This is a genomic window from Brevibacillus sp. 1238 (genome assembly GCF_029892995.1).
GTDB classification, from domain to species: Bacteria; Bacillota; Bacilli; order Brevibacillales; family Brevibacillaceae; genus Brevibacillus; species Brevibacillus parabrevis.
This window is the reverse complement of record NZ_JARXWC010000003.1, coordinates 287,104-306,814: the sequence shown is the minus strand read 5'-3', so window position 1 is coordinate 306,814 and position 19,711 is coordinate 287,104. Positions and strand designations below refer to the sequence as shown.

22 protein-coding genes are annotated in these 19,711 nt (G+C 51.3%); 10 read left to right on the top strand and 12 right to left on the bottom strand.

Translation table 11 applies throughout. The features are described from left to right. The first annotated feature begins 27 nt into the window (after nt 1–27). The gene (gene thiC, locus M2298_RS09070) at nt 28–1,779 is read left to right on the top strand and encodes a phosphomethylpyrimidine synthase ThiC (protein ID WP_280648452.1); all 1,752 of its coding nucleotides are present in this window, start codon (nt 28–30) and stop codon (nt 1,777–1,779) included. Nucleotides 1,780–1,800: 21 nt separating this feature from the next. Next, nucleotides 1,801–1,971: a hypothetical protein gene (locus tag M2298_RS09065; RefSeq protein ID WP_280648451.1), complete on the top strand. Its 171-nt coding sequence runs from the start codon at nt 1,801–1,803 to the stop codon at nt 1,969–1,971. 69 nt (nt 1,972–2,040) lie between these two features. On the opposite strand, the gene M2298_RS09060 is transcribed toward M2298_RS09065, so the two are convergent. Then, a complete protein-coding gene (locus M2298_RS09060) occupies nt 2,041–2,370 on the bottom strand; it encodes a DUF1904 family protein (RefSeq protein WP_122965149.1) in 330 nt (109 codons plus the stop codon). Between the two features lie 433 nt (nt 2,371–2,803). Between M2298_RS09060 and M2298_RS09055 the strand changes: the two genes are divergently transcribed. Beyond that, complete coding sequence (locus tag M2298_RS09055; RefSeq protein ID WP_173598901.1) at nt 2,804–3,751, top strand: ATP-dependent DNA ligase; 948 nt, start codon at nt 2,804–2,806, stop codon at nt 3,749–3,751. An 18-nt stretch (nt 3,752–3,769) separates the two neighbouring features. Here M2298_RS09055 and M2298_RS09050 read toward each other — a convergent pair whose 3' ends face one another. From M2298_RS09050 to M2298_RS09035, 4 genes are read right to left on the bottom strand one after another with little or no spacing between them, the layout of a single operon-like run. After that, nucleotides 3,770–5,128: a GerAB/ArcD/ProY family transporter gene (locus M2298_RS09050; protein WP_122965147.1), complete on the bottom strand. Its 1,359-nt coding sequence runs from the start codon at nt 5,126–5,128 to the stop codon at nt 3,770–3,772. A gap of 12 nt (nt 5,129–5,140) precedes the next feature. Next, entirely contained in the window at nt 5,141–5,377 is a 237-nt protein-coding gene (locus tag M2298_RS09045; RefSeq protein WP_173596471.1) for a hypothetical protein, read from the bottom strand. Then, complete coding sequence (locus M2298_RS09040) at nt 5,370–6,536, bottom strand: Ger(x)C family spore germination protein (protein ID WP_122965145.1); 1,167 nt, start codon at nt 6,534–6,536, stop codon at nt 5,370–5,372. Before M2298_RS09040 ends, M2298_RS09045 begins: the two co-directional genes overlap by 8 nt. Next, the gene (locus M2298_RS09035) at nt 6,533–8,137 is read right to left on the bottom strand and encodes a spore germination protein (RefSeq protein WP_173596470.1); all 1,605 of its coding nucleotides are present in this window, start codon (nt 8,135–8,137) and stop codon (nt 6,533–6,535) included. The genes M2298_RS09040 and M2298_RS09035 overlap by 4 nt, the downstream gene beginning before the upstream one ends. Before the next feature lie 139 nt (nt 8,138–8,276). On the opposite strand from M2298_RS09035, the gene ligD reads away from it, so the two are divergent. The 3 genes from ligD to M2298_RS09020 all read left to right on the top strand — a co-directional run bounded on the left by ligD (nt 8,277) and on the right by M2298_RS09020 (nt 10,407). Next, a complete protein-coding gene (gene ligD / locus M2298_RS09030) occupies nt 8,277–9,179 on the top strand; it encodes a non-homologous end-joining DNA ligase (RefSeq protein WP_173596469.1) in 903 nt (300 codons plus the stop codon). Nucleotides 9,180–9,252: 73 nt separating this feature from the next. Next, nucleotides 9,253–10,050 (top strand): prolipoprotein diacylglyceryl transferase, encoded by a 798-nt coding sequence (lgt, locus tag M2298_RS09025; RefSeq protein ID WP_122965142.1) that lies wholly within the window; start codon nt 9,253–9,255, stop codon nt 10,048–10,050. A gap of 117 nt (nt 10,051–10,167) precedes the next feature. Then, nucleotides 10,168–10,407: a hypothetical protein gene (locus tag M2298_RS09020; RefSeq protein WP_173596468.1), complete on the top strand. Its 240-nt coding sequence runs from the start codon at nt 10,168–10,170 to the stop codon at nt 10,405–10,407. 68 nt (nt 10,408–10,475) lie between these two features. On the opposite strand, the gene M2298_RS09015 is transcribed toward M2298_RS09020, so the two are convergent. The 3 genes from M2298_RS09015 to M2298_RS09005 form a co-directional block, all read right to left on the bottom strand. After that, nucleotides 10,476–11,495, bottom strand: coding sequence for an inorganic phosphate transporter (locus M2298_RS09015; RefSeq protein ID WP_122965140.1), 1,020 nt, complete (start codon nt 11,493–11,495; stop codon nt 10,476–10,478). Next, complete coding sequence (locus tag M2298_RS09010; RefSeq protein WP_005836349.1) at nt 11,488–12,105, bottom strand: DUF47 domain-containing protein; 618 nt, start codon at nt 12,103–12,105, stop codon at nt 11,488–11,490. The genes M2298_RS09015 and M2298_RS09010 overlap by 8 nt, the downstream gene beginning before the upstream one ends. A 213-nt stretch (nt 12,106–12,318) precedes the next feature. Then, on the bottom strand, nt 12,319–12,963 hold the full coding sequence (locus M2298_RS09005) for a GGDEF domain-containing protein (protein WP_122965139.1): 645 nt from the start codon (nt 12,961–12,963) through the stop codon (nt 12,319–12,321). A gap of 283 nt (nt 12,964–13,246) precedes the next feature. On the opposite strand from M2298_RS09005, the gene M2298_RS09000 reads away from it, so the two are divergent. From M2298_RS09000 to M2298_RS08985, 4 genes are all read left to right on the top strand, one after another. Continuing rightward, entirely contained in the window at nt 13,247–14,482 is a 1,236-nt protein-coding gene (locus M2298_RS09000; RefSeq protein WP_122965138.1) for an MDR family MFS transporter, read from the top strand. A 248-nt stretch (nt 14,483–14,730) separates the two neighbouring features. Continuing rightward, nucleotides 14,731–15,801: a type III polyketide synthase gene (locus M2298_RS08995; RefSeq protein ID WP_122965137.1), complete on the top strand. Its 1,071-nt coding sequence runs from the start codon at nt 14,731–14,733 to the stop codon at nt 15,799–15,801. A 5-nt stretch (nt 15,802–15,806) separates the two neighbouring features. Next, on the top strand, nt 15,807–16,325 hold the full coding sequence (locus tag M2298_RS08990) for an isoprenylcysteine carboxyl methyltransferase family protein (protein ID WP_122965136.1): 519 nt from the start codon (nt 15,807–15,809) through the stop codon (nt 16,323–16,325). A 119-nt stretch (nt 16,326–16,444) separates the two neighbouring features. Next, a complete protein-coding gene (locus M2298_RS08985; RefSeq protein ID WP_122965135.1) occupies nt 16,445–16,765 on the top strand; it encodes a hypothetical protein in 321 nt (106 codons plus the stop codon). Nucleotides 16,766–16,781: 16 nt separating this feature from the next. Here M2298_RS08985 and M2298_RS08980 read toward each other — a convergent pair whose 3' ends face one another. From M2298_RS08980 to M2298_RS08965, 4 genes are all read right to left on the bottom strand, one after another. Next, nucleotides 16,782–17,894: an aminopeptidase gene (locus M2298_RS08980; RefSeq protein WP_063229818.1), complete on the bottom strand. Its 1,113-nt coding sequence runs from the start codon at nt 17,892–17,894 to the stop codon at nt 16,782–16,784. Nucleotides 17,895–18,050: 156 nt separating this feature from the next. Then, nucleotides 18,051–18,224, bottom strand: coding sequence for a hypothetical protein (locus M2298_RS08975; protein ID WP_167470326.1), 174 nt, complete (start codon nt 18,222–18,224; stop codon nt 18,051–18,053). Between the two features lie 130 nt (nt 18,225–18,354). Beyond that, nucleotides 18,355–18,981, bottom strand: coding sequence for a hypothetical protein (locus M2298_RS08970; protein WP_122965134.1), 627 nt, complete (start codon nt 18,979–18,981; stop codon nt 18,355–18,357). Nucleotides 18,982–19,055: 74 nt separating this feature from the next. Next, nucleotides 19,056–19,484 carry a MarR family winged helix-turn-helix transcriptional regulator gene (locus M2298_RS08965; protein ID WP_122965133.1) on the bottom strand — a complete coding sequence of 143 codons (429 nt, stop codon included), beginning with the start codon at nt 19,482–19,484 and terminating at the stop codon, nt 19,056–19,058. Nucleotides 19,485–19,711: the final 227 nt, after the last annotated feature.

Here is a 19,711-nt window from a genome sequence, read left to right as displayed (position 1 = left end):
GTGCAACCACGCCAAGGAGGTTTTTTCATGTCATCCATTTCATCTTTTCCCGGTAGCCGCAAAGTATACGAGGTCGGCAGTCGCCCTGACATCCGCGTGCCGATGCGCGAAATCACCCTTCAAGCAAGCGAAGGGTTGTTCGGCTCTACCCCCAATCCGCCTTTGCGCGTCTACGACACGAGCGGCGAATACACCGCTGACGGATATGTCGCGGACATCGAAAAAGGCTTGCCGCTAGTGCGCAAAGCGTGGATCGAGGAACGCGGCGATACGGAAAGCTATGTCGGCCGGGAGCCACAACTTGTTGACGACGGAATCAGAAGCAGCGAAAAAGCGGTGACGATGCCAGCTTTTCCGCGCGAAGGCTATCGGCCCAAACGCGCTTTGCCAGGAAAAAATGTCACCCAGCTTCACTACGCCCGCCAGCAGATCATTACGCCAGAGATGGAATACATCGCGATTCGCGAAGGAGTGACCCCCGAATTTGTCAGAGCCGAAGTAGCTGCCGGGCGCGCGATTATTCCGGCCAACATCAATCATCCGGAAGCGGAGCCGATGATTATCGGGCGGAATTTTCACGTCAAAGTCAACGCCAATATCGGCACGTCGGCCGTAAGCTCCTCGATGGAAGAGGAAGTGGAGAAAATGATTTGGTCCGTGCGCTGGGGCGCCGATACGATCATGGATTTGTCGACCGGAAAGCACATTCATACGACCCGTGAATGGATCATCCGCAACAGCCCCGTGCCAATCGGTACCGTGCCGATTTACCAGGCGCTGGAAAAGGTTAATGGCAAAGCGGAAGACCTGACCTGGGAAGTGTATCGGGATACATTGATCGAGCAGGCCGAACAAGGAGTCGATTACTTCACCATCCACGCTGGCGTTCTGCTGCGCTACATTCCATTGACGGCAAAACGCGTTACCGGGATCGTCTCGCGTGGCGGCTCCATTTTGGCGGCTTGGTGTCTCGCCCACCATGAAGAAAACTTTTTGTACACCCACTTTGAAGAAATTTGCCACATTCTCAAAGCGTACGACATCAGCATCTCGCTTGGAGACGGTCTGCGCCCCGGCTCGATTGCGGATGCCAATGACGAAGCGCAGTTTGCCGAGCTGGAAACACTCGGGGAGCTGACGAAAATCGCCTGGAAGCACGACGTGCAGGTGATGATTGAAGGGCCTGGTCACGTTCCGATGCACCTGATTCGCGAGAACATGGACAAACAGCTGGAGATGTGCCACGAAGCTCCTTTTTACACGCTCGGACCATTAACCACTGATATCGCTCCCGGTTACGACCACATCACCTCTGCGATTGGCGCAGCGATGATTGGCTGGTTCGGGACAGCGATGCTCTGCTACGTGACGCCCAAAGAGCACCTGGGACTGCCGAACAAGGAAGATGTGCGCAACGGCCTGATCGCCTACAAAATCGCCGCTCATGCAGCCGACCTGGCCAAGGGACATCCGCGAGCCAAACAGCGTGACGACGCGCTGTCCAAAGCCCGCTTTGAATTTCGCTGGAACGATCAATTCAACCTGTCTCTCGATCCTGAGCGCGCCCGCGAATATCACGATGAGACACTGCCTGCGGAAGCAGCCAAGTCCGCGCACTTTTGCTCGATGTGCGGCCCGAAATTTTGCAGCATGAAAATCTCGCACGACATCCGTCAGCAAGCGCAGGAGCAGGAACAAAACGAGCCTGCGGCCATCGCGGCAGGCATGCAGGAAAAAGCCCGCGAGTTCCGCGAGCAAGGAAGCCAGTTGTACCAATAAACGCCTGGAGGTGGCAAGACATTGAATGAAGCCTTGCGTTTGCGCGCTGAAATCGCTCGCCTGGAGGTGGATTTGGAAAGTCTGAAACGCCAGCTGTTCCGTCTGCAAAAAGAATGCGCGCACGAGTTCGTCGAAACATCGCTGGCGCGCACCTGCTCCAAATGCTTGCAAACAGAAAGCCTCTATTATTAGAGCGCGTATGACACAAAAAAAGGTCGGAATCCCTCGTCATGGGATTTCGACCTTTTTTGCCTGCCGGATTCAGCGGGAAGCCTTGACCTGTAGCGGCAACCCTTCCTTATAGTACAGCTCAGGCGACAGCAGGATAAAAAAGAGATGGACGTTCTCGAAGCCTTGCTTCTGCAAGATGCGATTCATCGTGCTGGCAATCTCATCGTGCTTGTTCTGTTCTCGCGGGAACATCATGATTTCCAGAGACAACGGGCTGTTCGTCAACTGCTCGACCAGCAGAAGCTCCAGCTTGACTTTTTCCTCGCTCACTTCAGCGATGCGGGCAAACTCTTCTATAATAAGGGGCGCAACCGATTGCAGCTTTGCTTTTTCAAAACCTTTAAACCGAAGAAATGGCAAGTCAATTCCTTCTTTCCGTAAACATGCGGCTCGCCAGCTTCCAGCAAGCAAGTCCAGGCTGTTCCTCAAAATCATTACCATAGTAATTATAAACTACAGTCTATTTCTAGATCAATGAAAAAAAGGGCTATATCCAAAGAACGACTCTCCCCTTACGCACTGTGGTGGACGTACCACGATTAGGAGGTTTCAAGCCATCCGGCGGATATAGCCCATCCATACTTGTTCATGCTCTCTTCATATGAATGTCGATTCATATGAAATTTTCTCTAGTATACCTTATATTCAATACTTAATCAACTAAGAAGTTTCGTAAAATTCGATCACAACTGCTGTTCAAGACTCTTTGCATAGACCGCAAACAATCGTGGGACTGTACGAATGCGAGCGACCGCTCCAGCGGAACTTCAAGCAAAGCAATTACGGAGGCCCTATGCCACTTGAACCGATCACCCCTTTTGAACCGATCCAAACCGAAACGATACCAGCCGGAAGCAACTGGATTGCCCAGGTGAAGTGGGACGGGGTCAGAATGCTCACCTACCACGACGGCAACAAGACACAGCTCATCAATCGCAAAAAGAATGATCGCACGAGGCAATACCCCGAATTTGCCCGGCTCGAACGCTACTGTTCCGCCTCATCTGTCATTCTCGACGGAGAGATGATCGCTTTTGACAGCCAAAAACCGTCTTTCCACGAAATCATGAAAAGAGACAGCCTGCGCAAGGAACTGAGCATCCAGCTCGCCATCGAGCAAACTCCCGTCACCTACATGGTGTTTGACGTCCTGTATTGGAATGGCAGCTGGGTAACCGACAAACCGCTCGGCGAGAGACAAGAGATTCTAGCGCAGATCATGCTTCCCGAGCCAAATGTGCAGATCGTACAAAATGTCAGTGACCCGCACAGCTTGTACGATGTGATGAAGCAACATCACATGGAAGGAATCGTCTGCAAAGACTTGACGAGCACCTACCTCCCGAGCGGAAAAGATGCGCGTTGGCAAAAACTCAAGATTTTTCACGATCTGTATGCCGCAATCGGCGGTGTCACGCTGCGCGATGGCGTCGTGAATGCCGTCCTGCTTGGCTTGTTTGACGACGCCGGAAGACTTGTGTACATCGGTCATGCAGGCACCGGGAAGCTGACCCAGCGCGATTGGCGCGACCTGACCGAACGGATCAAACCGCTGCTCCTAGACAGCATGCCTTTTGCCAATCAACCGGAACGAAAAAAAGACACTCTCTGGCTAAAACCGGAGCTGATCGCCAAAGTCCAGTTCATGGAATGGACCTCCGGATTGACGATGCGCCAGCCGAGTATTCAAGCGTTTGTCGATGGCAGTTTGGCTGACTGTACGTGGAAGCAAATCAATTGATCGCCGACTCCCCGCCTGCTACTGCCGAAAGTTTCCTTGTTGTTTGGGACGGCCCAGCCTTTGTTTCCCGTGATTAAGGGCCTGCATTTCTCCGTAACTGGCAAGGAGCGCAATGACCATGAAAATAATGTAGGCGATCGCGGTGGCAATTCCGGCTGCGGGAGATTTGTCGCTGAGCATGTCTCCAAGCAAGATCGTCAGAATACAGCCTGCGAAGCTGATCGCTCCTCCCCACACCATCATGCGGTAAAACCGATGCAGCTTCGTTCCTCTGGGGATCAAGGTCTGGCCTTCCTCCCGCTTTTTCCTGCGGGCGACGATAAACAAAAACAGAAGCAGCGGCACCTGAAACAAGATGACGATAAAAGGAAAGCTGTAGCTGATAAACTGGTCGATATCAGCGACCTTCGGAAAAGCAAGCAAGGTTGACACAACCAGAAAACAGCCGCACGGCGCATTGTACGTATTGTAATGCAGCTGTCCGCCAAACGATCCAACCCCTACGAGAAAAGCCAAATACGCGACGATTACTTTAATGCTGAACGCGGGGAACCACAGGCTGAACAAAATCATTTCCACCCGGTCAAGAAAATCGGTCAGATGAATTTGCTGGACGAGAATATAGATCGGAAAATTAAGCCTGCTCGCGATGACGTATCCCATCACTCCAAGCAAAATCAAGATCATGATCGTCGTCGTGAAGCACACAATCATGATCCCGTGCTTCATCGCCGCAAACAGAAGCCTTGGCTCGCTGCTGGCGTGCAAGAACGCCCCGAATAGCAATATATCCCCATAGACGCCGAGCGGGAGCAGATTGCTCACTGCAATCCGTTCGAAAGTCGTACTGAGGATCGGTTCCAGCCGCTCGATGCTGTACTCGTTCATTAAGAGAAAGTACAGCATCAGGCACATGATAAAGTAGGCGGGAAAGTAAATCTCGTTTACCCGCGCTGCCACTTCCAGACTCGTCTTGCCGTAATACATCAACAGCAAAACGAACACGAGCAGAATGATTTCCAAAGGCGTCTGCGGCAGCAGGGAGACGTGCAAAAAGTCCGCGGCGCCTTTTATATCGAGAGCGAGAATGATCCAAATGTAAAAGAGGATCAACAGATTGATGAATCCACCGATCCATTTGCCGCAGATGATGAACACTATCTCAAACAAATTTTTGCCGGGGTAGGCGCGCACCAGCTCCGACAAGACATACGCTACCAACAAAGCGTAGCAGGCTGGGAGAATTTGCGAGAACCATGCATCCATTTTGGCGACCTGCACGACTGTCCGCAAAAAGCTGATCATCATCCCTGTCATCAACAAACTGCCGACCAACCAGGCAATTTGCCGGTGATTGACGACTTGCTTATGTATCATGCTCTCCCTCCTCTACAACATATGTTCGATCCATGTTTTCACCTGAGGCGTGAAGATGTTCAGAAAAAATCCGGTCGAGAGCATTTTGTCGTGCTGATATTGCACAGCGTATATCCCGATGACGGAAAGCGCGTAGAGGGAGTAGATGACGATTTGCTGTTTTCTCTCCATATGCTTGCGCTTCAGTATAAAATCCCAAAAGGAACAAACTAGCATCAGCCCAAACAAAAGCAGGAACAGTCTATTCACGTCCGCCTTCTTCCTTCGTTATGTTTTTGGTCGTTTGCCCAACGTCTTGCACGACGACTTTGCTGTGGATTTGGAACGTTATGTCCGGCAGGTGATCATTCCAGTTTTTTCGATACGTATCCCGCCATTCTTTCGGGAACTGTCTGGCTAAAATGATCCCGAGTCCGATCGTGTCCGTCCGATACTTTTGCATCAAATTCAACGTGTCCTTGACGCTGACCTCGACTTCTTTTTTTAGCTTGTTCTCGATTAAGGCAATATTTTTTTTCTGATCCAGATCAAGACTCGTCATGTTTTCAACCACGACACTCGTCGCAAAAACCGTAATATCGTAATGAATGCGCCCTTTTTTAATGACAGGCTTCAAGTCCGCTTTCCCTTTGGAAAAGTAGACCGTCAGCCGCTCTTTGTCATTCAGGGAAACGACCACCGAAAAAGGGGTGAACGTTCGTTGGAACCAGCGAAGACCTTTGATCGCCTGAGATTTTGCCATATAAACAAGCTTGTCCCCGCGAAACAAGCCAATCCCCATAAACTCCACTTCTTTTGACTTGCCCTTCGGATGAGAATCAACAGCATCAATGATGGGCAGAAAGGCATCGACCCCCGGTGTCGTCAGCATCTGGGCTACATCCTTGAGCGATACGGCAATCGCCTCCATCTTGACCAGTTCACGCATCGCCTCTCCCGAAAAGCGCTCAAACTGCGGCTGGGCGTTCAACAGCTCAATCCCTTTTCCTTTGGTCATGACCAAATAGGCCGTTAAACGATTCTCGGGAAATCGCGCTACGATATCCAATACGTCGCTCATTCCCTCCTTGGCGAGCTGTTCTCCGATGACAATCATGCGATGGTGGGAGTAGTACAGTTGACGCGACATCCGCGACTGAATAATATTGTTCGCTTCCCGGATCGTCTTGCCCACAGCGGAATCAACATAGTAAGACTTGTCACCGCTCGTCCCGCCGCCTCCCCCCGACGTCGAGCCGAGACTGCTGACAAGCGGCACCTGGACGGACAAGCGGTATTGCCCGTTTGGCTCCTTGTCCATAGCCATCGCAATCACGAGTGCCATGTCGTTGACTTCACGCCGATCCCAGCAGCCTGCCACAGGCAAGAGACATAAAAGCAACACGACTATCGGAGTAAGACGTCTCACGCTTTTCCCTCCCCGTCAGATTTCCCGCCGCTCGTAGTCCCTGCCTGCCCTCCTCTTTGCTGGACTTTATTGGCAAAACCCGCGTTCATCTTTCGCGCATTTTGGATTCCTAGAAAGCTGGGGCGTTTTTCCATGAATGACCAGGGCACTCGTACCAGGACGTCTTTCATGTCTCCAATCGACATAGGCGCAAGCGGAGACAAATAAGGCACTCCAAACGAACGCAGGTTGGCCATATGACCCAAAATCAGCAAGACACCCACCAAAATCCCGTAGATGCCGAGAATCGAGGCTGCGATCATCAGCGGAAACCGAAGCATGCGCAGCGAAATCGCTACATTGAAATGCGGAATCGTAAAAGACGCGATCCCCGTAAGCGAAACGACAATCACCATCGGCGCCGAAACAATCCCCGCCTGTACGGCAGCTTGCCCAACTACCAGCGCGCCCAAAATACTCACGGCCTGCCCGACCGTTTTCGGGAGGCGAATCCCCGCTTCGCGCAATGCTTCGAAAGCGATCTCCATGATGAGCGCCTCGACAATCGCCGGAAAAGGAATCGCTTCGCGCGCAGCGGCTACGCTAAGCAAGAGCGTGGTCGGCAGCATTTGCTGGTGGTAGGTCGTAATCGCCACGTACAAGGCAGGAGTCACGAGCGCAATCACCATAAACAAATAGCGCAGCCAGCGAAGCAGCGTCGTCATCTGGAAGCGCTCGAAGTAATCCTCGCTCGCTTGCAGCATCATCCAGAACGTAGCCGGGGCGAGCAAGACCATCGGCGTGCCGTCCACAAAAATCGCGACCCGTCCCTCCAGCAGCGAAGCCGCTACCGTATCCGGCCGCTCCGAGTACATCAGCTGCGGAAAAGGCGAGTACACGTTGTCCTGGATCAGCTCCTCGATATAGCCGCTCTCCAAAACCGCATCTATGTCGATATTGCTGATTCGCCGGGAAACTTCATCCACGACTTGCGGGTCTGCGATTCCTTCCAAAAAAGCCACCACGATGTTCGTGTTTGTCTCGCGGCCCACTACCAACGATTTCATTTTCAATCTGGGCGTGCGCAACTTGCGGCGAAGCATCGACGTATTTGTGCGGATGTTTTCAATAAAGCCCTCGCGAGGTCCACGGACGACCGCTTCCCCCTCCGGCTCGTTGACCGATCGCTTTTCTGCCCCGCGGATGCCGAGCGTGAGCGCTTCCACGTTTCCATCGACCAAAATTCCTGTATCTCCAGACAGTACCGCCTGCAAAAGCTCTTTGTAGTCGCTGACCCTGTCAATTTGTGAAACAGGCAGAAGCCGTTCCTCGATAACGCGAATATCCTCATCCCCGTCTTCGAGCACCATCAGAGATTGCAGCGCCTGGTTCACTTCTTTGGTGTCAATCAGTCCATCAACAAAGATCGCTGCCGCGCGCTCGCTGTTCCTTTGCCGGAACTCCCGTATGACAAAGTCCGAGCAGTCGGAAAAAAGCTTTTCCAGCACTTCGATGTTGTCGTCAAGGCTTGGAAAAAGCGGAATGCCTTCCAGCTCAAGCAAGCTGCAAGTGTCAATCGTCTCCAACAATTCTTTTGTCTTGCTCTTTTTCTTGAACTCCATCTCATCACCAGCCACTGGAAAGCTAACCGTATTATGGGTGATTTGCTGGAAAGATATGCAGTGCGCCTGCTGCTTGCATAGCTGATCGACCATCAGGAGAAAGTAGGAGCACATCTGCCGTCCAAAGGAAGGTGCCGCCGTGGCTTATGCAACCAAAGAATACGAGCTGACCATCGCCGAACGTACAATCAGCATCAGCAACCCTGAAAAACCGCTCTGGCCGGAAGCAAACGTGACCAAGCTCGATTACTTGCGTTACTTGCTGACCGTTGCTCCCTACATGCTCCGCTACGCCCATGATCGACTGCTCACCGTAATCCGCTACCCGCACGGGATTCACGACAAGCATTTTTATCAAAAAAACATCCCGGACTATGCGCCTGACTGGATCAAGACTCATACGTGGGAAAACGTTCGCTATGTGTTGTGCAACGATGAAGCCACGCTGCTCTGGATGGCGAATCAGGCCGCTTTGGAGTGGCATGTTTCCTTTCACCTGGCTGCCGACGAAACACCGACAGAGCTGGTGTTTGATCTCGATCCATCCACAGACGACTTCTCGGTGGTGATTGAGTCAGCTCTTCTATTAAAAGAACTGCTCGATGAGCTGAAGCTGCCCGCTTACGTCAAGACGTCCGGTGCAAGCGGCCTGCAAGTGTACGTTCCGATTGAACGCCGCTATGCGTTTGAACAAACGAGACAGGTCGGGCACTTTATCGCTTCCTATCTCGTCAGCAAGCATCCCGCTTTTTTGACTATCGAGCGCATGGTCAAAAACCGCGGCACCAAGCTGTACATCGACTACCTCCAGCATTGGCGGGGCAAGACACTTCCTGCGCCTTATTCCACACGGGCAAAAAAACTTGCGACCGTCTCTGCTCCGCTGCGCTGGGAAGAGCTGCCGCAGGCTCATCCCTCCGCTTACACCGTGCACACCGTCCCGGAGCGGCTACGCGAGCTGGGAGATCTCTTTTCCGCCGTCTCCCAACCGGACAAGCCAGCATCCCTCGATCCCATCCTTGACTTTTTGCACGCTCGCTAGTCTTCTAGTTGGAATCATGCCGCCCAGATGTGCTATACTGTGCACAGACGTTTTCAGGCAAGGAGGCATTTTCATGATTGATCCGATCGCAATATCGCTCGGACCCCTTAAAATTCACTGGTATGGCATTATTATGGGATTGGCTTTCTTTCTCGGGACATACCTCGCGAGGCACAATTCCAAACGTTCCGGCATCGATCCTGACCACGTCCTGAACATGGTCGTTCTGATCATCCCGGCAGCGATTGTGTGCGCCCGTCTGTATTATGTTGTATTTGAGTGGGCGCAGTACAAAGACAACCTGATGGATATTTTCGCCGTCTGGAAAGGCGGACTCGCCATCCATGGCGGGCTGATCGGGGGAGTTCTGGCGGGGACGTACTACATTCGCAAGCACAATCTGCCCTTCCTTCGCCTGGCTGATATTTTCATGCCCAGTGTCATTCTGGGGCAAGCTATCGGCCGCTGGGGAAATTTCATCAACCAGGAAGCACACGGAGAGACGGTCTCTGCTGAGTTCATGGCGAAATTTCCGGCATTTATCCGCGATCAGATGTTTATCGGCGGACAGTATTATCACCCGACCTTTTTGTATGAATCGCTGTGGAATCTGGTCGTCTTCGGCATTTTGATGCTGTTGCTCTACCGTTTGAAAAAATTCGATGGTCAAGTGCTGTTCAGCTACATGATCCTTTATTCAATCGGACGCTTCTTCATTGAAGGAATGCGCACAGACAGCCTGCTGATTGCCGACACGCTCCGGGTCGCCCAGCTGGTCAGTCTGAGCCTGATCGCTCTCGGCGCCATCCTGATGCTGGTCTTCGCTCGCAAAAGCAAGCAGTCCAGACCTTCTCAAAATTCAATGGAATAGCAATCAAACCAATTGTAAAAACCACTCTCGCCTCGCTGGCAGAGTGGTTTTTTTCGTCTCCCTCGTCTGAATTGTCGCAATGCAGGAAATAACTAAGAGAACAGGAGGGGTTTTCAGATGGATGACAATCTATTGGAAGAGTATTTGGATCGGCCCGTCCGCATCCATTTTTCACCGGACAAGGTTGGACCCGGGCTTGCCTCGTATGTGGACGGAAAGCTGTACGATTACAGCGTGAACGGCATCTTGATCGAGGAAAGGGACGGCTCGCTCGACTACATCCCTTTTTCGGCTGTGCGGCTCGTGCAAATCAAGCCGAAAGCCAGCTTGTGGGAGCGGTTGACCGGGTCTGGATAAGCAAAAAGACACCTCGCTACGAAATGGCATCGTAGGAAAGGTGTCTTTTTTGACATGTATCGTTCCCTTTACAGGAAAACGTCCAAGACAACGTAACAGGCAGCTGCGAGAAGACCCGTCACCGGAAGCGTAATGATCCAGGTAACGATGATTCGGCCAGCCAAGCCCCATTTCACTGCGTTCAGCTTTTGTGACGCCCCTACCCCCAAAATGGAGGAAGTGATTACGTGCGTCGTACTGACAGGCAGTTTCAAAGTAGTAAAGATTGTGATAATCAAGGCAGAAGACAGGTCGGCGGAAAAGCCACTGATTGGCTTGATTTTCATAATCTTACCACCCATCGTCTTGATGATCCGCCAGCCGCCAAAAGATGTTCCCAAAGCCATGGCAAGCGCAGCAGACAGCTTCACCCACAACGGAATGGTAAACTCGCCCGGCTCCTGCACGAGGAAGCCGCCAGAGAGCAATGCCAGTGTAATGACACCCATTGTTTTCTGGGCATCGTTGGCTCCATGGCTGAATGACTGCCAGGAAGCGGACAAGACTTGCAGCATTCGGAAGCTGCGATTTGTTTTATGATAGGCCGTATTTGCCACGAGAGCAGATACGATTTTGATCACAATAAAACCGATAACAAAAGCGACGATTGGCGAAATGATCAACGCTTTGACGATCTCAATGAAGCCTTCCATGTTGATGGAGCCAAAGCCGGATGCGCCAACCGCAGCACCAGCAACGCCACCGATGATGGCATGCGAGGACGAGCTTGGGATACCGAACCACCAGGTGATCAGATTCCACAAGATCGCTGCTGTCAAAGCGGCCAAAACGACAACCAGTCCATTTTCCAGCTTGAACGGGTCCGTAATTTTTCCCCCGATCGTCTTCGCTACACCCGTATACGTCAAGGCGCCGAGCAGGTTGAATAGCGAGGCGATCACAATCGCTGTACGCGGACTCAAAGCTCGGGTCGATACAGAGGTTGCAATAGCGTTGGCCGTGTCGTGAAAACCGTTGATGAAGTCAAAGCTAAGCGCCATGATGACGACAAGAACGAGAATGATCACCTCTGGCGAAAGATCAAGCATTCTTTAACACGATCCCTTCCACCAGGTTCGAAACGTCCTCGGCAAAATCGGCACAGTCTTCCAGCTTGTCGTAAATTTCCTTGAGCTTGATTGCTTCGATCGGATTCGCATCTGGCGAGTTCAGCAGATCGGACACCATTTTGCGGTAATTCGAGTCGGATTCGTGCTCCAGGTCTTTGATTTCTCTAGCAATTTTCGAGACGACTTGATGATCGAGCTTGCGCAAGGTGCGGATGAGTTCGATCAGCTTCGCGGAGCATTTCACCAAGATGTTTGCTTGCGCCAAAACGCGAGGCTCTGGCTGGCGAACCTGATAGAGGTACATGCGATCGGCAACCCCGTCAATGTAATCGATCATCGAGTCCATTGTATGAGCGAGCTGGTGAATGTCTTCCCGCTCAAGTGGAGTGATAAAGGTAGAATTCAACTCGTTCATGATTCGGCGAACGATTTCATCCCCTTCTTTTTCAACAGCTTTGATTGCCTTAACCTTGGCTTCTACATCCTGATAGTTGCCTATCATTTCATAAAAAAGATGAGTCCCTTTGTGCACCGTGGCAATCTGCTGTTCAAACAGATCAAAGAAGATATACTTGTTAGATTTCAACATACGGTCCTTCTTCACTCCTTTGGATAAATCACACCTAAACGATTATATCGAAAGTTATTGTTGACGTAAATTTAAATTCAAGGGCAAGTGTGTAGATTTTTCTTTAAAATAATATTAAGTTTTTGTAAACCTCCTTTACAATTGCTCATAAAAACACCTGTCCCCCCAAAAAGGATACAGGTGTTAGTCTTGCCATCTATTGTTTTTTTATCTTTAATGAGTGGCCACGATCATGCAATCTTTCTGTTTTTTGGCCTCGTACATCAACGTGTCTGCCTTGTGTGTCAACTCCTCAGCTGTTGCAGCATGATGCGGGTAGGAAGCGACGCCGATGCTTGCCGTTACGCCGGACAGCGATTGTCTGACCTGGTTTTGAATCCGCTCGCCGATTGCCAGCGCTTGCTGTGTATCCGCATGCTTCAGCAATACGACAAACTCTTCGCCGCCCCAGCGCCCGACCGTGTCCTGGCTGCGGACACTCGCTTGCAAAATCGCAGCGAACTGGCAGAGCAACCGATCCCCTTCCATATGACCATGGCAATCATTGAATTTTTTAAAGTTATCCAAATCGATGAATAAGAGCGTAACGGGATATTGCTGGATTTTCGCCAGCTTGATCTCGCGGATCAACTTGTCCAAAAACCTGCGATTGACCAACACGCCTGTAAGCGAGTCGTGATAGGCCATTTGGCGCAGACGATTTACGTATGTTCCCAACCTGTACCCAGCTGCGATCTGGATCATAGCGGCCAAGGCGACGAATGACACCGTCGACAGTTCGGTAGGCAACCCACATACAAAGAGCCAAATCATGATAATCAGACAGGACACACCCATGCCAATCCAGCGTGAGTCCAAGGCACACTCCACCTCCGGTCCATCCAATGTAGCAATACGTTACATAAGACCCACCGAAACAATCAGAAATGGGTCCTTTGTCCTTATTGTTAGGAATATTTTACCTATGTTTATGTCACTGTTCAAGAACCAATCTGCTAAATCTCATGTTCATCTATCTGAATTAAGTGAATTATACTTGTTTTGTCGGAATTTTCCTATTTATCTCAACCCTCTTTTTTTTCGCTTAACGGGTACGCTATACTTACAAAATAAACTTGATCGATCAGGGGGAATGAATTGCATGGCCTGGTTTCATCACATTCTTGCCCGCTACGACACCACCATCTGGATTCGTGTCATCGGGACCATTCTTACGACTTTTGCAGGCTTTATGCTTCGCCCATTCCTCGCCTTCTATCTGTATGACAAGATGGACGGGAATCTGCTCGTGGCTGCTATGGTCACCAGTCTGCAGCCGTTGACGAGCATCGTCTCCGGTTATTTCGCCGGGAGTCTCTCCGACCGCTACGGCCGAAAGCCGCTGATGATCGCCGCTTTGCTGATCGAAGCGATCTCGATGGCTGGATACATCTGGGCCGAGTCGATTTTTACGTTTGCCGCCCTGACCGTCCTGAACGGAGTCGGCGCTTCGCTGTTTTGGCCTGCTGCCAGCGCGCAAATTACGGATGTCGTCCCTGAGGAAAAGCGCAGCGAAGTTTTCGCCCTTTTGCACACAGCCCTCAATCTCGGCGCTGCGGCTGGCCCGCTCATCGGCGTCGCCATTTACAAAATCAATCCGGCCATCGCCTTTGGCCTCTGTTCCTGTACGCTGTTCGTCTACAGTCTGCTCATCTTCTTGAAGATTCCTGAGACACTGCCAGATCACATCAGAGCGCAGGCGAAACAGTCCGCCAAAACCGCTCAAGGCCCTCGCCTCAAGCTTTCCGAGCATCCGGCGCTCTTCTGGATGACGCTTGCCGCCATCCCTGTCTCGCTTCTGTACTCTCAGGTAGAAATCATTTTGCCTCAGCATTTGCGGACACAGTACACGGACTTTCTCAATGTCTTTGCCACCCTGATGACGATCAATGGCGTGCTGGTCGTCTGTTGCCAAATCGCGATTGCCAAGTTCGCGGAGCGCTTCCCTGCGCATCGGGTCATTCTCGTGGCTTACCTGTTTTTGGCCTGTGTCGGGTTTGGCTATGGCTGGGCACCTGGCTTCCTCATCCTCGTGCTCGCGGAAATTTTGTTCACCATCGGCGAGATGCTGTACGGGCCGCAAATTCAGAAAGCGATTTCCGTGATGGCCCCCGAGGAGTACCGCGGCCGTTACTTCGCCATCTTCGGGGCAAACTGGGGGATTACCGGAACGATCGGCCCTTCTGTCGGAGCCGTCGCTTTCAGAGGAATCGGCGGTGCGTTCTGGTTCTCGATTCTCGGGCTGCTCCTGTTCATCGGCGGACTTTTTCAATACCGTTTTGTCAAAAAAGCGACGCTTGCCGAGCATGCGGAAAGCGGGCAGTCGCTATCCCAATAACATCGAATCTGATTACGCAAAAAGCCAGATGCGAAAGGCGAGGTGTCACTCGTCAGCATGCTGGCTTTTTCCTTTGCCCAGTTGTGTGTTCAGGTGAATTATGATTGCGAAAACAAACCAGCGTTCCTCGTTTCATTTCTGGCAAATGCTATCGGCTGCATCGTTTCGAAAACGATGAATTGGGATCAATTGGAAGGGGAAGCCTATTTGTATTGCCACAAACTGACAAACGGGAGTGAGAAAAGCGTATGCCCCGTATCGATGCGGTTTCGACAGCCGTTCCCCCTCATGAGATTACCCAGGAAGATTCCATGCAGCTGGCCCGGCATTTTTTCCAGGATGCTTTTCCTGATATCGATCGGCTGCTTCACGTATTTGCCCATAGCAACATCCAGAAACGGCATTTTTGCATGCCAATGGATTGGTTTTCCGACGATCGGCCTTTCGCGGAAAAAAATCAGCTGTACATCCAGCATGCAGAAGCTTTGTCGCTTGAAGCAGCACGAAAATGCTTGCAAAAAGCCGGGCTGGAACCGACCGATATCGATTGCCTCGTATTCGTATCGAGCACAGGGATTTCTACGCCCAGCATCGATTCGCGCTTGGTCAACAGCCTGGGGCTGCGCTCCGACATTACCAGGATTCCCCTGTGGGGATTGGGCTGTGCCGGAGGAGCGATGGGCTTGTCCCGTTCCTGCGAATACACAGGCGCCTATCCTCGGCGCAGAGTGCTGCTCATCAGCGTGGAGCTGTGCGGGCTGACCTTTATCCGGCAAGATTTGTCCAAAAGCAACCTCGTTGCCACTTGCCTGTTCGGTGATGGAGCAGCCGCTGTCGTGGTTAGCGGCGACAGCGTCCCTGTCTCAAAAGGCGCTTCTGCACCGAGCATACAGTTTTGCGACGCTCGCACGACAACGTGGCCGGACACCCTTGACGTCATGGGCTGGGAGCTGACCGAGCCGGGGCTGAAGGTGATCTTTTCCCGCGACATTCCCACGCTGATTCAGACGTACATGCGCGAAAATGTCGACCGTTTCCTGACGCCGCATCAAACGACAGTGGAGCACTTGCGCCATTTTATTTTTCACCCAGGCGGTGCAAAAGTGATCGACGCCTATCAATCCTCCCTTGGCATCGACGCTGCTGCAACCCGCCACTCCGAGGAGGTGCTGAGCCATTTTGGCAACATGTCATCCCCGACTGTGCTGTTTGTTCTGGAAAAAAGCATGGAGCAGCCGTGGAACCGTGGCGATCGCGGCTTGGTAGCTGCGCTTGGGCCTGGGTTCAGCTCCGAACTGCTCCTGTTGGAAGCGAGGTAGATGAGATGCTGTTCTTTTCGTTGGTGATCGCTGCTGTCTGTCTGCAACGCATGGGCGAACTGCTGCTCGCCGCGCGCAACGCCCGCTACGTTCGCTCCATCGGCGGCGTGGAGATCGGAGCCGGACATTACAAGTACATCGTGCTTTTCCATGTGCTGTTTTTCGCAAGTCTCATAGCCGAAGTCGCCTCCACGAATCCTACCGCTGTCCTTCCCGCTTGGTGGGCGTATAGTTTCGGCTTGTTCTTGGCCGCTCAGCTGCTGCGCTACTGGTGCATACGCAGTCTGGGCAAACGCTGGAACACGCGAATCCTCGTCATACCGGGTGAACAGCCGATCCGGCGAGGCCCTTACCGTGTCATGCGCCATACGAACTACCTCGTAGTCGCAGTTGAGCTGATCACCCTGCCGCTGACGTTTTCTGCCGCGACCACAGCCATTGTCTTCACGATATTCAACGCCTGGCTGCTGTTGCGCGTAAGAATACCGCTGGAAGAAAAGGTCGTTTATGAAAGTGAAAAATAACTATGAAAAAAAGTCTATGGCAAAAACCACAGACTTTTTTCCTATTTTCATGTTTACTTATGGGCAAATCGAGGAATAGAAAAGAAAAACGTTACCCATACCCGAGAGGTGGAGCCATCGTGAATCGTACTAATATAGTGGAGCCTCTGGACACAAAACGAATGATTGTTCGCGACTTCTGTACCTTGATTGAGACTTTGCCCAATCAGGATGACGCTGCCAGCATCCAAAAGTTTCTCCGTTACTTGCAGAGCCTGCTCCGAATCAAGCAAGTCATCCCGCCCATGGTGGAGATCATGACGATTATCAAATCGCTAAAGCCTACTCTCTATCATTCGGCCCGGCGCACGATCATGCCTACCAGCAATCTGCACATGCTCTTCCAGCTTGAGATGGACATGCAGTTGGCGCAAGAGAGATTGCGCCAATATGACAAGTAAAAGATAGCGTCCAGGCTTACTTCAAGTTCTCCGGATTGAGGCACTCCAGTTCCGGGATGACGAATCGGCCATCTTTACGGATCAGGACGCCATCAAACCAGATTTCTCCCCCGCCCCATTCCGGGCGTTGGATGGAAACCATGTCCCAGTGTACAGAAGACTTGTTTCCGTTGTACGCCTCGTCGTAACATTGCCCTGGCGTGAAGTGGAAGCTTCCGTCGATTTTTTCGTCAAACAAGATGTCTTTCATCGGATTGCGAATGAAAGGATTGACCCCGATGGCAAACTCGCCGATATAACGAGCGCCTTCGTCTGTATCGAGAATTTCGTTCAGTCTTTGGCTGTCGTTTGCGGTTGCTTCCACGATTTTGCCATCCCGGAAGGTCAGGCGAACATTTTCAAAAGTGAAGCCGTGGTACGGTGTAGGCGCATTGTGGGTAATGGTTCCGTTCACCGAGTTTTTCACCGGAGCCGTATACACTTCGCCGTCAGGAATGTTGCGCAGTCCTGCACATTTGACCGCAGGGATGTCTTTGATGGAGAAAGTCAGGTCTGTTTCCGGTCCTACCAGACGAACTTCATCTGTCCGGTTCATCAAGTCAACGAGGCTGTCCATCGCCTTGTCCATTTTTGCGTAGTCCAGATTGCACACCTGGAAGTAAAAGTCTTCAAATGCAGCCGTAGACATGTTCGCCAATTGGGCCATAGACGGGTTCGGATAGCGAAGCACGACCCATTTTGTCTTTGGTACGCGAACGTTCATCACCGGCAGCTCGTACAGGCGGGAGTACATGCCCAGCTTGTCGCCCGGCACATCTGCCATTTCGTTGATGTTGTCGGCTGCGCGGATGCCGATGTAGCCTTGCATTTTTTCCATCAGAGCTACTTCGTGTGCCGCCATTGCTTTTAATTGCTCTTCGTTGCAATTCATGGCGATCTCACGGCTGACAGCCGGATCGATCAGCTGAACGTGCGGGCTGCCTCCTGCCTTGTAAATCTCACGAACCAGGGCCGCTACCAGTTCAGGCGTTTTTCCTTTGGCATTGATCAGGACATTTTCTCCTGGTTGTACACGAACGGAATAGTTAACCAAGTTGTAGGCCAATTGCTCCAAGCGAGAGTCTCTCATGCGTGACACACCCTTTTTAAATTTTCTGATTCCAATTGTATTTTTGCTGATAAATCTCGACAAGTCAATAAAATTTATTTTATCAAATACACACAACAACAAGCCAGCCTTCGTCTACCGAGCATGCTGGCTTGTTGCTGTCATCACTCTTCCTTATTATTGCGCTGTGCCTCTGTCCTCGATCGTCCCCATTTTGTAAATGTCGCTCAGCAATTCTTGCGTAGTCGCCAATCCCTCTGCGTCCTCTTCGTCCACCTGATACAGCGTTGCGTCCATGTTCCCTGCCTGCGTGATTTGCCCGCTCGGTGCTTGCTTGCGTTCTTCTCTCATCTTTCATCTGCTCCTTCCGCTTTTTTCATCGGTATAGTGTGCGCGAGCCCCGCCTGATTTAGCCATCGCGGGAAAAAGATGAGAAAAGACGCCTTGCCCAAGTAGGCGAAGCGTCTTTTTATCGAGTGATTTACTTGTCGCTGTCAGATGCAGGAACCATTGGGCTCCAGCCAGTTCTGTTTGTGATATCTTGTGTTGCGTTGCGTCCGATTGTAACACTCTCATCTTCTTTTGGAGCAGCAGCCCAGCCAGCTGAAGGAGAGAATACTGGTGTTTTGTCACCGAGAATGACGAATTGATCTTCATTCGGCAGCGCAGCCCAGCCGGAGTTTGGTGCTTGCACGACTTGGAAGCTGTTTTTTGTAACGAACTGGTCTTCTACTGGCATGAAAGCCCAGCCGCTGTTAGGCGATTGCACGATTTGGTAATTGTTTGTCGCAACAAATTGATCTTCGTTCGGCATGAGTACCCAGCCGGATGCGGAGTTTGCCGAAGGAACGAATGTTCCGCTCACAAAAACATACTCGTCTTCACCTGGAAGCTTAACCCATGCGCCTTGAACAGGTGCTCCTGCTTGCGTCTGGTTAACCACTGGTGCTGTCGTAGTTGGTGCCGCTGTTGTTTCAGCTGCTGGTGCCGCAGTCGTAGTAGAAGCTTCTGTTGTATTCACGGAAGCTTCCTCGGCACAAGCTCCTTGTGCAAACAATGCTGCTCCCAAAACCAAAGTACCCATCATCAGTGTGCTGCTTTTTCTCATATGTGTACACTCCATTCTCCTAGTACACACATTGTCTCCCGAAATGCCCCTGACCTGCTACCCGCTTGACAGTGCTACATGCATTGCTTCATTTTGCGCAAGAAGTACGTGAATTGCTCGACTTCTTCATCGCTCAGGTTTTCTAGCAGTTTCGCAACCAGTGCCCTTCTCTGGCACAAAAGTCCTTCCAGCATCGGAATCGCTTTTTGCGACAGCGTCACCCAGACGACTCTTCGATCCAGCTCGTCACGAACCCGATCGATGTAACCGACTTTCACCAGCCGATTGAGAGCAATCGTGGTTGCACTGTTGGACTGCTTGAGTATGGTCGCCAGTTCAGAAACCGTACTTCGCCCTTTTTGATGAAGCACGCGTAGCAAGATAAACTGCTTGGGACTAATCAACCCTTCCTCTTCCAGCCAATGGCTGATAAAGAAGCGGGCCATCTCGACAAATGCTCGATCCAGTTCCTCGATTTTACTGGCGCGGGACATGTCGCTCACAACATCACCTATTTTCAGAAAGTAAATAATATAAGTACTTTTACTATAAAACTATATAGGCAAAGTACATGAAGATCAATAGACCTTCCAAAATTATTTCTTTCCGCGAAAGATATGTATGAGCCGAGACAAAGTGTTTACTATTTAATATTTTTACTGTAAAACTTATCTGCAACATCATCTTACCTCAAACAGGAAAAACTGACAATAGGCGAAGATGGCAAAAT